Below are 13,070 nucleotides of genomic sequence, written 5' to 3' on the forward strand. Positions count from 1 at the left end.
AAAAGCAGACGATCGACCCGGGCTGGTTCAAATCGCTTGACTATATGTTCGCTTTTTGTTCTAATGAACGGATGGTCGATGGTGCCATCAGAGCCGGAACTCCYGCCGCCGCTTCGCCGGCCACGGCGCAGGCCGGCCGCTATGCCGAGGTGCTGGCGGAGCTGACCGAGCTGGCCCTGGAGCTGGCCCGCGTCTTCCAGGCCAGGGCGCTGGCCGCCGATCGGGCCGGCGATCTCGACCGCGCCGCCATCGCCGAAGCGGGCTTCAACCGCACCGCGCTGGGCATCCGCCGCGCCGCCGCGCTCGACGCCAGGCTGCGGCAGCAGCAGGAGGAGGCGCGGCACGAGGCCGACTCCTATCGCGAGTGGCAGCGGGATGAGAAGGACGGCCGGCGCCACATCGTGGCCGAGGCCCTGTCCCGCGCCATCGCCGCCGGGAAGCCCGCGGCCAGGGAAAAGCTGACCGTCGATCTCTGGTCCCGCCTGGCTGAGGATGAGCGCATCGACGCCGACCTCGCCGACACCGCCCTGCCGATCGAGACCCTGGTGCTGCGCCTCGGCCGCCAGCTCGGCCTGTCCCGCCGCGCCATCGCCGCCGGCCTCGGGCCGAAGGAGGAGGCCGGTCCCGCCCGCGCCGCCCCGAAGCCATCGGACGAGATCCCGGCCGCCGCGCCGGCCGCCAGACCGGCCGCCGCGCCGGGTCAGCCGCCCCCGCTGGATTGGAGCAGATCCACCTACCACTACTACCGCAGCATCGCCGCCGAGGATGTCGGCGGCCCGGCGGGCGAGACCTACATCATCGACACCGCCACCGGCGACATCTTCGACCAGAACTGGACCCTCTTCCGCACCCTGCCCATGGACGACCGGCCGCCGGACACCGGCGGGGCCGCTGCCCCGTCCGCCACGGCGCCGCCCGCCACGGCGCCGCCGGATCCCGGCGGTGACCCATCCGGGACGGCCGCGCACATCGATGAACCCGTGATTGCTGGATCCGCCCTCGCGGGGAATGGGCGGATAGNCATCGCCGCCGAGGATGTCGGCGGCCCGGCGGGCGAGACCTACATCATCGACACCGCCACCGGCGACATCTTCGACCAGAACTGGACCCTCTTCCGCACCCTGCCCATGGACGACCGGCCGCCGGACACCGGCGGGGCCGCTGCCCCGTCCGCCACGGCGCCGCCCGCCACGGCGCCGCCGGATCCCGGCGGTGACCCATCCGGGACGGCCGCGCCCGGCGAGGACGCGGACGAGGCCGAGCGCAAGCGCCTGAGGCGCGAGCGCGACGCCGAAGGACGCCGCATGATGATGATGGCCCATATCTTCCGGCATGCGTGACGGCGGCAGGCGCTTCGCCGTGGCCGGGCCCGTGCGCGTGACCTCTCCCGCAAGCCAGACCTTTTCAGGATTCCAAACACCGTCATTGCGAGCGCAGCGAAGCAATCCAGGGCCGTTTGGCGTGGCCCCTGGATTGCTTCGTCGGCTTCGCCTCCTCGCAATGACGGTGGGGGAGTGGCGTTGTGAAAAGGCCTCGCAAGCGGGAAAGGGACGCTTCGGGAAAGTACCCCGCCCCGGCCCGCCACCCGCCCATGCTATCCTCGGCCCGAACCCGCAGGAGCCCGTGCCGTGACCGACCTCGCCGCCTTCTACCGCGCCTATATCGACTGCCTGAACCGGCGCGACTGGGACCGGCTGGGCGATTTCGTCGACGCGGCGGCGCGCCACAACGGCCGGGAGTTCGGCCTGGCCGGCTACCGCGCCATGCTGGAGCAGGATGTCCGCGAGATCCCGGACCTGCGCTTCGTCATCGGGCTCATGGCCTGCGACCCGCCGCTGGTCGCCGCCCGGCTGGACTTCACCTGCTCGCCGCGCGGCCGGTTCCTCGACGTCGACGGCCGCACGGTCTCGTTCAGCGAGAACGTCTTCTACGAGGTCCGCGACGGCCGGATCGTCCAGGTCTGGTCGGTGATCGACCGGGCGGCGATCGAGGACCAATTGTGACGTCCGGGAGACGCCGGAGCCACCCCCTCACCCGAAATCGCGATGCGATTTCGACCTCTCCCCGGGGGAGAGGTGAAGGGAGCCACGCGCTGTTTCCCTCTCCTCGGGGAGAGGGAGGGGCCCGGCGCGCAGCGACGGGAGGGTGAGGGGGAGAGCCGGCCTCAGGCCGCCGCGCGGGCGGCCGGGCGGCGGGCGTAGAGGCGGGCGACGGCCCGGGCCCAGGGATCCGCCGGCCGCGGCGGCTGCGGCGGGACGAAGAAGGGATAGCTGCGGAAGGCCAGGCGGTCCTCGGCCGCCGGGGCCTCCTCGCGGCACATCACCCAGCTGGTTAGCTCGACCGCGCCGTGCCGCCGCAGCATGTCGCCGCGCAGCAGCAGCACCCAGCGGCCGGATTCGTCGAAAAAGCCGTGGTCGACGGCGTCGATCCCGGCCCCCTGGCATGGCGTCGCGGTCGAGGAATGCTTGAAGGCCGGCGGCCGCTCCGGGTCGAAGCCGGCCAGCGTGAAATTGGTGCGGACGGCCACGGTGCCGCCGGTCTCGACTGCGGTCTCCACCGCGCCGGCGGGCAGGGTGCCGCGCACCAGCACCAGGGCGTTGAACGGGCCCTGCATCGCGGCCCGCACCACCGGTTGCAGCTCGGCCTCCAGGACATGGTCGTCGAAGCCGGCCGGCATGGCGGCCGGGCCGCGGAGGATCGGATCCCTGGGGTCGAGCATCTGCATGATGGCGTCTCGCGAACCGGTGAAGCCCTTCCGATCCGCAAGCGAACCACGCGCCGCCCGCCGGCGTCGTCCTACGTTCGTAGGATGCCGGGCGAAAAATCCGGGGTCAGGGGGGCTGGCCGCGGTCGCGGCCCAGCAGCACGGCGACGGCCTGGGCCCGGTTGGCGGCGCCCAGCTTCTCGTACAGGTTGCGCAGGTGGAACTTGACCGTGTTCGGCGACAGGCCGAAGCGGCGGGCCAGCCCCTCGTTGCTCAGCCCCTCGGCCAGCCGCTCCAGCAGCTCGCGCTCGCGGGCGGTCAGACAGGCCAGCGGGTCGTCCGCCACCGCCCGGCCGAGATCGAGGAAGGGGAACATCATCCGGCCGCGCGCCACCTCCGCCACCACGTCCAGCAGGCGCTCCGGCGGCTCGGACTTGGACAGGAAGCCGGCCGCGCCCAGCTGCATCGCCAGCCGCGCCACGCCCAGGTCGGCGCCGGTGTAGACCACGATGCGGGGCGAGGGGGGCTCGGCGGCCGCCCGCTGCTTCAGCCCCTCCAGCACGGCGCGGCCGTCGCCATTGGCCATCACCCAGCCGATGATGCCGACATCGAACGCGAACCGCGCCACGGCGTCGAGGAAGCGCTCGCCGTCGCTGGCCGAGACCACCAGCTCGAACCGCCGGTCCTCGCCGAACAGCGACTGCAGCCCGCGCAGCACCAGCGGGTTCTTGTCGGCGAAGCCGATGCGGATCGGGTTCGCCTCGGCGCCGCCCAAGGCGGGGGTCAGGTCGGTCAGGGGCAGGGGGCTGGTCATCCGGGGCCGTGGCAAGGGATCCTGCCGGATGCTATCGCGACCGGGCCGCCGCTGTCCGTTCTCCTTGCGGCCAAGGCGATGGGCAAGGCGGCACGCCGGCCGGGTTCGGATGGGTGATGAAAAAATCTTTACAGGGCTCGGGTCGGATGACAGAAGAATTTTCATCCCGCCGCTCCGCGGCTTGCCGATTCTTGCTTCCCGCCATATGGACCAGGACCCGCCGCAGACCCTGACGAACCGCCTGGCGCAGAGCCTCGACGCGCTGTCGCCGGCGCATCGCCGGCTGGCGGATTTCGTCCTGCAGCACCCGTTCCGCGCCGCGACCATGGGGATCGAGGAGCTGGCCGGCGCGGCGCAGGTCTCGGTCGCCACCGCCAACCGCTTCGCCCACCGCCTGGGCTTCGGTGGCTTCCCCGAATTCCGCGCCGAGTTGCTGCAGCAGTTCCAGCGCGCTTTGGCGCCGGTGGAGAAGCTGCGCAGCGCCCAGCAGGCCGGCGATGCCGCCCGTGACCTGCTGCAGCGCTCGCTCGACGCCGCCGCTGCCAATCTCGGCCAGGCCACGGCGCTGCTGACCGACGAGGCCTGCGCCGACGCGGTCGACCTGGTGCTGACGGCGCGCCGGGTGGTGCCGCTCGGCCTCGGCATCAGCGCCGTCACCGCCCGCTTCCTGGCCGAGCTGCTGCAGCCCTACTGCCCGGCGGTCGAGCTGATGGACGGCAGCGGCGGCACCGAGCGCATGGTCCGCCAGCTGCTGCGCCTCGGCCCCGGCGACCTGCTGGTGCCGATCGCCGTGCCGCGCTATTCGCGCACCACCATCGACCTGCTGCGCCGGGCCAAAGCGAGGGGCCTGCGCGCGCTCGCCTTGACCGATGGCCCGACCTCACCCTTGGCCGCCGAGAGCGACGCCGCCCTGTTCGGCCCGGCCGAGCACGGCGTGCTGCACGGCTCCTCGATCGCCATCATGGCGCTGGCCGAGGCGCTGGCCGGCGCCGTCGCCCGCCGCCGCGGCACCATCTCGGACGCGGCCGAGTTGACCGAGCAGATCATGCCCTTCCTCCTGGTCGACGACGCCCCCGCGCGCCGTCCCCGCCCATCAACTCCGGAACGCCGACGATGACCCTCGCCTATTGGAACGGGACCTGGCAGCCGCTCGCCGAGGTCACCGTCTCGCCGCTCGACCGCGGCTTCCTCTTCGCCGATGGCGTCTACGAGGTGGTGGCGGTCTATGACGGCCGGATCTTCGAGCTCGACGCCCATCTCGACCGGCTGGCCCGCAGCCTCGCCGCGGTGCGGATCGACCCCGGCCTCGACCGTGCCGGCCTGGCCGCGGTGTTCCAGCGGCTGGCGGCCGATGCGCCGCGCCCGGCCGCGACCATCTACATGCAGGTCACCCGCGGCGCCCCGGCCCAGCGCAGCCACGCCTTCCCGGCCGGTGCCCAGGCCAGCATCCTGGCCTTCGCCAGCGCGCTGAAGCGCCTGGGCCGGGCGCAGCAGGAGGACGGCTTCGCCCTGGTCTCGGCGCCGGACATCCGCTGGCTGCGCTGCGACATCAAGTCGATCGCGCTCCTGCCCTCCGTCCTTGCCGCCCAGAACGCCGCCGAGGCCGGGGTGCTGGAGACGGTGATGCTGCGCGACGGGCTGGTCAGCGAATGCGCCGCCAGCAACGTGTTCGTGGTCAAGGACGGGAAGGTGGCGACGCCCGCCGCCGACCACCGCATCCTCGACGGCATCAACCGGCGGATCGCGATCCGGCTGGCCGAGGAACTGGGCATCGCGGTCGAGCAGCGCGACGTCGCCGAGGTCGAGCTGCGCGCCGCCGACGAGATCTGGATCACCAGCACCACCAAGGAGCTGGCGCCGATCGTGCGGCTGGACGGCGCCGCGGTCGGCACCGGCCGGCCAGGCCCGGTGTGGCGGCGGGTGCGCGACGCCTTCGACCGCCTGGTCGGGCAGCCGGCATGACCGCGGGAGCCGCCGCACCGCTGATCGAGGTCGACGGGCTGACGGTCCAGTTCCCGACCGATGACGGCATCGTCACCGCGGTCGAGGAACTCGGCTTCGCCATCGCGCCGGGGGAGACGGTGGCGGTGGTCGGCGAAAGCGGCTCCGGCAAGTCGGTCACCTCGCTCAGCCTGATCCGGCTGGTCGATTACGGCGGCGGCAGGATCGCCCGCGGCTCGGTGCGCTTCCGCGGCCGCGACGGGCAGGTGCGCGACCTGGCCAAGGCCCCGGCCGAGGCGCTGCGCGCCCTGCGTGGCAACGAGATCGCGATGATCTTCCAGGAGCCGATGACGTCGCTGAACCCGGTCTTCACCATCGGCGACCAGATCGCCGAGGCGGTGATGCTGCACCAGGGCAAGGACGCGAAGGCGGCGCGGGCCGAGGCGCTGAGCATGCTGGAGCGGGTGCGGATCCCGGAGGCGAAGCGGATGCTCGACCGCCATCCGCACCAGCTGTCGGGCGGCATGCGCCAGCGCGTGATGATCGCCATGGCGCTGTCCTGCCGCCCCAGCCTCTTGATCGCCGACGAGCCGACCACGGCGCTCGACGTCACCATCCAGGCCCAGATCCTGCGGCTGATCCGCCGGCTGCAGGGCGAGATGGGCATGGCAGTGATGTTCATCACCCACGACATGGGCGTGGTGGCCGAGGTCGCCGACCGGGTCGTGGTCATGTATCAGGGCCGCAAGGTCGAGGAGGGGCCGACCGAGCGGATCTTCACGGCGCCGCAGCACCCCTACACCAAGGCGCTGTTGTCAGCGGTGCCGAAGCTGGGCAGCCTGCAGGGCCAGGCGCTGCCGGCCCGCTTCCCGCTGGTCCGGGTCGACGGGTCGAAGGAGCCGCCGCCGGCGCCGCAGGACACGGTGCGCGCCGGCAGCCCGCTCCTGGAGGTCGACCATCTGTCGACCCGCTTCGACGTGCGCCGCGGCGTGTTCGGCAAGCTGGTCGCCCGCGTCCATGCGGTGGAGCAGGTCAGCTTCGGCCTGCAGCCGGGCGAGACCCTGGCGCTGGTCGGCGAGAGCGGCTGCGGCAAGTCCACCACCGGCCGCACCATCATGCAGCTGCTGGAGCCCTCGGCCGGATCGATCCGCTTCGAGGGCCGCGCCCTGGCGCAGATGAAGGCGGAGGAGCGGCGCCGGCTGCGGCAGAAGATCCAGTATGTCTTCCAGGACCCCTTCGCCTCGCTGAACCCGCGGCTGACGGTCGGCTTCTCGATCGCCGAGCCGCTGCTGACCCACGGCCTGGCCAAGGGCCGGGCGGTGGAACAGCGCGTGGCCGACCTGCTGACCCAGGTCGGGCTGCGGCCGGAGCATGCGCGGCGCTATCCGCATGAATTCTCCGGCGGCCAGCGCCAGCGCATCTGCATCGCCCGGGCCCTGGCGTCGGAGCCGCGGCTGATCATCGCCGACGAGGCGGTGGCGGCGCTGGACGTCTCGATCCAGGCCCAGGTGGTGAACCTGCTGATGGAGCTGCAGGCCCGGCACGGCCTGTCCTACCTGTTCATCTCGCACGACATGGCGGTGGTGGAGCGGGTCAGCCACCGCGTCGCCGTGATGTATCTCGGCCAGATCGTCGAGATCGGGCCGCGCCAGGCGGTGTTCGAGAGCCCGCAGCACCCCTACACCCGCCGGTTGATGGCGGCGGTGCCGGTGGCGGACCCGACCCGGCGCAACCGCGACACCAGCCTGATCGAGGGCGAGATCCCGAGCCCGATCCGGCCCCTGGGCGACGAGCCGCTGGTGCGGCCGCTGGAGCCTGTCGGGCCGGGCCATTTCGTCGCCCGCCACCGGGTGGGCGATTTCGGCTGAACCTTTCCGTGAACCAATCAGAGCAAAGGGGAGAGCAATGAGAGACTGGAGACGGACCCTGATCGGCTGCGCCGCGGCGGCGCTGCTGGCGCTGCCGGGCGCGGCCATGGCCAAGACCCTGGTCATCGGCATCCAGGAGAACCTGACGGGCCTGGACCCGTCGAACGCCAACGAGACCTCGGCCCAGTCGGCGTCGCGCCTGTTCTACCAGGGGCTGTACGGCTTCGATCAGGACATGAAGCTGGTGCCGCTGCTGGCCGAGAGCTACACGGTCAGCGACGACGCCAAGTCGTACACCTTCACGCTGCGCCAGGGCGTCAAGTTCCAGGACGGCACCGACTTCAACGCCCAGGCGGTCAAGGTCAGCCTGGAGCGCCTGGCCAACCCCGAGAACAAGCTGAAGCGCCAATCGCTGCTGTCGATGCTGGACCATGTCGAGGTGGTCGACGACCACACCGTCAAGGTGCTGTTGAAGGAGCCGTTCGGCGCCCTGGTCAACACCCTGGCCCATCCCGGCACCATGATCATCAGCCCGGCGGCGCTGGAGAAATACGGCAAGGACATCGGCCGCAACCCGGTCGGCACCGGCCCGTTCAGCTTCAAGTCCTGGTCGGCCGACACGCTCGAGGCGGTGCGTTACGACGGCTACTGGAAGGGCACGCCGAAGGTCGACGGCGTCACCATCCGCAGCGTGCCGGAGAACGGCAGCCGCATGGCCATGCTGCAGGCCGGCGAGGCCCAGTTCATCACCCCGGTGCCGCCGGAGATGGTGAAGGTGATCAAGGCGAACGCCACGCTCGAGGTCACCGAGCGGCCGTCGATCGTCAACTGGTACGTCGCGCTGAACACCCGCAAGAAGCCGTTCGACGACGTCCGCGTTCGCCAGGCGCTGAACTACGCGGTCGACCGCACCGCCTTCTGCAAGGTGGTGCTGAGCGGCTTCTGCGAGCCGGCCGACTCGCCGATGCCGCCGACGCTGAAATTCTACGCCAAGCAGGGCGTCTGGCCGTATGACCCGGCCAAGGCCAAGCAGCTGCTGGCCGATGCCGGCTATGGCGACGGCTTCGAGGCCGTGCTGTGGTCCGGCAACAGCACCACCTCGATCCGCGCCACCCAGTTCCTGCAGCAGCAGCTGGCCCAGATCGGGGTCAAGGCGCAGGTGACGCCGCTCGAATCCGGCGTGCTGTCGCAGAAGATCTGGAGCGTGCAGACGCCCGACGAGGCGACGGTGCAGATGTACTATGGCGGCTGGTCGTCCTCGACCGGCGATGCCGACTGGGCGCTGCGGCCGCTGCTGTGGGGCAAGGGCTTCCCGCCGAAGCTGTTCAACGTCGCCTACTACTCCAACCCCGAGGTGGATTCGGCGCTGGAGGCGGCGGTGGCCACGGCCGACGAGGGCAAGCGCGGCGAGGCCTATGCCAAGGTCCAGGCCCAGGTCTGGCAGGACGCACCCTGGATCGACCTGGCGGTCGAGCATGTGCTGAGCGCCCAGACCAAGGACCTGTCCGGCGTCTTCGTCCTGCCCGACCGCGGCTTCGTGGTCGAGGATCCGGCGTTCCAGTAAGCCCATACCGAAAGGCCGGCGGATTTCGTCGATGCTGACCCCTTTTACCTTGTCATCGCCGGGCTTGACCCGGCAATCCAGGGGCCACCACGAGCTGTTCTTGCGGCCCTGGATGCCCGGGTCAAGCCCGGGCATGACAAGTTGGGGAATACGCGCAGCACCCGTCGATGATCCGTCGGCCGATCGGTCTCCGGAGCCCTCATGCTGAACTATCTGATCCGGCGCCTGCTCGGCATCGTCCCGGTCATGGCGGTGATCGCCGTCCTGGTCTTCAGCTTCGTCCACATGCTGCCCGGCGACCCGGCGCGGCTGGTGGCGGGGCCGGACGCGACCGCCGACGACGTGGCGCTGGTGCGCTCCGACCTCGGCCTCGACAAGCCGCTGCACGAACAGTTCCTGACCTTCGTCGGCAACATCGTGCAGGGCGATTTCGGCACCTCGCTGAAGACGCGCCGGCCGGTGGCGGAGGAGATCGGCGAGCGGCTGATGCCGACCGTCTGGCTCAGCGTCGTCAGCATGGTCTGGGCGGTGATCGCCGGCCTGCTGATCGGCGTGCTGTCCGCGGTCAAGCGCGGCCGCTGGCAGGACTATGGCGGCATGATCCTCGCCGTCTCCGGCATCTCCTTCCCGCCCTTCTGGCTCGGCTTGCTGATGATCGGCGTGTTCTCGGTCGATCTCGGCTGGCTGCCGACCGGCGGCTACGGCACCTGGCAGCATTTCGTCATGCCGTCGATCGCGCTGGGCCTGACGGTGGCGGCGGTGATGGCGCGCTTCACCCGCTCCGCCTTCATCGAGATCTTCCGCGAGGACTATGTCCGCACCGCCCGGGCCAAGGGCGTGTTCGAGCGGTCGGTGGTGTGGAAGCATACGCTGCGCAACGCGCTGATCCCGGTCATCACCATGGTCGGGCTGCAGTTCGGCTTCCTGCTCGGCGGGTCGATCGTGGTCGAGACCGTGTTCACCTGGCCCGGCCTCGGCCGCCTGCTGGTCGACAGCGTCTCCTACCGCGACTACCCGGTGATCCAGGCCGAGATCCTGCTGTTCTCGATCGAGTTCATCCTGATCAACCTGGCCGTCGACGTGCTCTACGCCTTCGCCAATCCGGAGATCCGCTACCGATGAGCGCCGTCATCGCCCCCGTCGCGTCGGCCGGCGCCGAGAAGGTCCGCTCGCCCTGGCGCGAATTCTGGCGCCGCTTTCGCCGGCAGAAGGTCGGCGTCATCGCCGCGCTGTTCCTGGCGGCGCTGGTGCTGATGGCGATCCTGGCACCCTGGATCGCGCCCTACGACCTCGCCGCGCCCGACTACGAGCGGGTGCTGGAGGGGCCGTCCTGGGCCCATCTCGCCGGCACCGACGCCTATGGCCGCGACATCTTCAGCCGCATCGTCTTCGGCGCCCGCATCTCGCTGGCCGTCGGCTTCCTGTCGGTGACGCTGGGCGGCGTCGCCGGCATCCTGCTCGGCCTCGTCAGCGGCTTCTACGGCGGCTGGGTCGATGGCCTCGTGATGCGCTTCTGCGACGTGCTGCTGGCCTTCCCCGGCATCATCCTGGCGATCGGCGTCATCGCCGTGCTGGGGCCCGGCATCGACAACGTGATCTACGCCGTCGCCGTGTTCAGCGTGCCCGTCTTCGCCCGGCTGGTGCGCGGCAGCACGCTGGCGATCAAGCAGACCGTCTATGTCGACGCGGCGCGGGCGATCGGCGTGCGCCACCGCCTGCTGATGCTGCGCCACATCCTGCCCGGCACGCTGCCCAGCGTGATCGTCTACTTCTCGATGCGCATCGGCACCTCGATCCTGACGGCGGCCAGCCTCAGCTTCATCGGCCTCGGCGCCCAGCCGCCCAGCCCGGAATGGGGGGCGATGCTGGCCGATGGCCGCAGCTATCTCGGTGTCGCCGACCACATCACCCTCTTCCCCGGCATCGCCATCTTCGTCACGGTGCTGGCCTTCAACCTGCTCGGCGACGGCCTGCGCGACGCGCTGGACCCGAAGCTGAAGACGTAGAGGGAGGCATCGGTGACGGCCCGTCTCGCCCGCGATTTCGGCCTGGTCTGCGGCACGCTGCCGACCGGCCCGCTCAACGCCATCACCGACGTGCCCGGCGTGCTGGTCGGCCATCTCAGCATGCATGCCGGCGACGTGCTGACCGGCGTCACCGCCATCCTGCCGCACAGCGGCAACCTGTTCCGGGCCAAGGCCCGCGCCGCGGTCGAGGTGATCAACGGCTTCGGCAAGAGCACCGGCCTGATGCAGGTGGCGGAGCTGGGGACGGTCGAGACGCCGATCCTGCTGACCAACACCTTCGCCGTCGGCACCTGCGCCACGGCGCTGATCCGCGCCGCCATCGCCGCCAACCCCGACATCGGGCGCGAGACTGGCACCGTGAATCCGGTCGTGCTGGAATGCAATGACGGCTTCCTGTCCGACATCCAGGCCCTGGCGGTGACCGAGGCCGACGCGCTGGAGGCGATCGTGGCCGCCGGCGACGGCCATGTCGGCCAGGGCTCGGTCGGCGCCGGGACGGGGATGAGCAGCTTCGGCTTCAAGGGCGGCATCGGCACCGCCTCGCGCCGGGTCAAGTTCGACCGCGACCATTTCCATCTCGGCGTGCTGGTGCTGGCGAATTTCGGCCGGGCCGGCGACCTGGTGCTGCCGGACGGCCGCCGCCCGGCGCCGCCGTTCGAACCGGCGCCCGAGAAAGGCTCGGTGATCGTGATCCTGGCGACCGACGTGCCGCTGGAGCATCGCCAGCTGCAGCGCGTCACCAAGCGCTGCGGCGCGGGCCTGGCGCGGCTCGGCGCCTTCTGGGGCCACGGCAGCGGCGACATCGCGCTCGGCTTCTCCACCGCCGACCCGGTGGATCACGACCAGAAGCGGGACCTTGTCCCGATCCGGGCGCTCAACGAGGCGCGCATCGACCGGCTGTTCCAGGCCGTGGCGGAAGCGACGCAGGAGGCGGTGCTGAACGCCCTCTGCGCCGCCGGCCCGGCCGTCGGCCGCCGGGGCCACAGCCGGCCCTCGCTCGCGGATTGGCTGGAGGCGGAGGAACGCAAATGAGGATCTATATCTCGTCCGACATCGAGGGCGTGGCCGGCGTGATCACGCCGCAGCAGGGCCAGCCGGGCAATGGCGAATACGAGCGCGCCCGCCGGCTGATGACCGAGGAGGTCAATGCCGCGATCGAGGGTGCGCTGGAAGGCGGCGCGACGGAGATCCTGGTCAACGACGCGCATGGCCCGATGACCAACCTGCTGCCGGAGCTGCTGCACCCGGCGGCGGAGCTGATCCAGGGCAAGCCGAAGCCGCTCAACATGTTCTGCGGGCTCGATGCCGGCCACGCCGCGGTGTTCTGCCTCGGCTACCACGCCAGGGCGTCGGAGCAGGGCGTGCTGGCCCACACCACCAACGGCTTCGCCTTCCGCGCCGTGCGCCTGAACGGCCGCCCGCTGGGCGAGGCCGGGATCTACGGCGCCTATGCCGGCAGCCTGGGCGTGCCGGTGGCCATGGTCTCCGGCGACGACCGCTGCGTCGCCGAGCTGCGCGAGCATTTCCCCGAGGCCGAGTTCGTCCAGACCAAGCAGGCGCTGGGCAACCGCGCCGCCCGGTCGCTGCCGCTGCCGGCCGCCCATCTCCAGCTCCAGCGTGTAGGGGCCGTCGATGCGGAAGGGCGGGATCGACCNTCGTCCTGGACCGCCTGATCGGCTTCGCCTTCCGCGCCGTGCGCCTGAACGGCCGCCCGCTGGGCGAGGCCGGGATCTACGGCGCCTATGCCGGCAGCCTGGGCGTGCCGGTGGCCATGGTCTCCGGCGACGACCGCTGCGTCGCCGAGCTGCGCGAGCATTTCCCCGAGGCCGAGTTCGTCCAGACCAAGCAGGCGCTGGGCAACCGCGCCGCCCGGTCGCTGCCGCTGCCGGCCGCCCGCGCCGCCCTGCGCGAGGGCGCGGCCCGCGCCGTCCGCCGCGCCGGGTCGATCCCGCCCTTCCGCATCGACGGCCCCTACACGCTGGAGCTGGAGATGGGCGGCCCGGCCCTGGCGGATCTCGCCGCCACCCTGCCGCCGGCCGAACGACGCGACGGCGTCACCATCGCCCTGCCGGCCGGTAGCGTCGCCGACGCCATCCGCTGGATGAATTCGGTGTCCGCAATGACGGCTTTTCTTCGTTGAACCCGAGGATCT

12 protein-coding genes are annotated in these 13,070 nt (G+C 71.3%); 10 read left to right on the forward strand and 2 right to left on the reverse strand.

What is annotated here, in order from left to right; all coding sequences use genetic code 11:
• Positions 1-1,628 precede the first annotated feature (1,628 nt).
• Complete coding sequence (locus BWR60_RS27385) at positions 1,629-2,003, forward strand: ester cyclase (protein WP_088154976.1); 375 nt, start codon at positions 1,629-1,631, stop codon at positions 2,001-2,003.
• A gap of 161 nt (positions 2,004-2,164) precedes the next feature.
• Here the strand turns inward: BWR60_RS27385 and BWR60_RS27390 are convergent, their stop codons facing one another.
• Both BWR60_RS27390 and BWR60_RS27395 read right to left on the reverse strand, forming a co-directional pair.
• Positions 2,165-2,725 (reverse strand): hypothetical protein, encoded by a 561-nt coding sequence (locus BWR60_RS27390; RefSeq protein WP_088154978.1) that lies wholly within the window; start codon positions 2,723-2,725, stop codon positions 2,165-2,167.
• Between the two features lie 106 nt (positions 2,726-2,831).
• On the reverse strand, positions 2,832-3,518 hold the full coding sequence (locus BWR60_RS27395; protein ID WP_230983199.1) for a LuxR C-terminal-related transcriptional regulator: 687 nt from the start codon (positions 3,516-3,518) through the stop codon (positions 2,832-2,834).
• Positions 3,519-3,723: 205 nt separating this feature from the next.
• On the opposite strand from BWR60_RS27395, the gene BWR60_RS36580 reads away from it, so the two are divergent.
• The 9 genes from BWR60_RS36580 (at position 3,724) to BWR60_RS27445 (ending at position 13,058) form a co-directional block, all read left to right on the forward strand.
• Positions 3,724-4,635 (forward strand): MurR/RpiR family transcriptional regulator, encoded by a 912-nt coding sequence (locus BWR60_RS36580; RefSeq protein WP_179221973.1) that lies wholly within the window; start codon positions 3,724-3,726, stop codon positions 4,633-4,635.
• A complete protein-coding gene (locus tag BWR60_RS27410) occupies positions 4,632-5,480 on the forward strand; it encodes a D-amino acid aminotransferase (RefSeq protein WP_088154981.1) in 849 nt (282 codons plus the stop codon). Before BWR60_RS36580 ends, BWR60_RS27410 begins: the two co-directional genes overlap by 4 nt.
• Positions 5,477-7,327, forward strand: a complete 1,851-nt coding sequence (locus BWR60_RS27415; protein WP_088154983.1) for an ABC transporter ATP-binding protein — start codon at positions 5,477-5,479, stop codon at positions 7,325-7,327. Before BWR60_RS27410 ends, BWR60_RS27415 begins: the two co-directional genes overlap by 4 nt.
• A gap of 37 nt (positions 7,328-7,364) precedes the next feature.
• Positions 7,365-8,891 (forward strand): glutathione ABC transporter substrate-binding protein, encoded by a 1,527-nt coding sequence (locus BWR60_RS27420; protein ID WP_088154985.1) that lies wholly within the window; start codon positions 7,365-7,367, stop codon positions 8,889-8,891.
• A gap of 201 nt (positions 8,892-9,092) precedes the next feature.
• On the forward strand, positions 9,093-10,013 hold the full coding sequence (gene gsiC, locus BWR60_RS27425) for a glutathione ABC transporter permease GsiC (RefSeq protein ID WP_088154987.1): 921 nt from the start codon (positions 9,093-9,095) through the stop codon (positions 10,011-10,013).
• On the forward strand, positions 10,010-10,897 hold the full coding sequence (locus BWR60_RS27430) for an ABC transporter permease subunit (protein WP_088154989.1): 888 nt from the start codon (positions 10,010-10,012) through the stop codon (positions 10,895-10,897). Before gsiC ends, BWR60_RS27430 begins: the two co-directional genes overlap by 4 nt.
• 12 nt (positions 10,898-10,909) lie before the next feature.
• The gene (locus BWR60_RS27435) at positions 10,910-11,950 is read left to right on the forward strand and encodes a P1 family peptidase (RefSeq protein ID WP_088154991.1); all 1,041 of its coding nucleotides are present in this window, start codon (positions 10,910-10,912) and stop codon (positions 11,948-11,950) included.
• On the forward strand, positions 11,947-12,591 hold the full coding sequence (locus BWR60_RS27440; protein ID WP_088154993.1) for a M55 family metallopeptidase: 645 nt from the start codon (positions 11,947-11,949) through the stop codon (positions 12,589-12,591). Before BWR60_RS27435 ends, BWR60_RS27440 begins: the two co-directional genes overlap by 4 nt.
• A complete protein-coding gene (locus BWR60_RS27445; protein WP_275542404.1) occupies positions 12,591-13,058 on the forward strand; it encodes a M55 family metallopeptidase in 468 nt (155 codons plus the stop codon). The genes BWR60_RS27440 and BWR60_RS27445 overlap by 1 nt, the downstream gene beginning before the upstream one ends.
• Positions 13,059-13,070: the final 12 nt, after the last annotated feature.

The organism is Inquilinus limosus (assembly GCF_002195995.1).
Taxonomy (GTDB): domain Bacteria; phylum Pseudomonadota; class Alphaproteobacteria; order DSM-16000; family Inquilinaceae; genus Inquilinus; species Inquilinus limosus_C.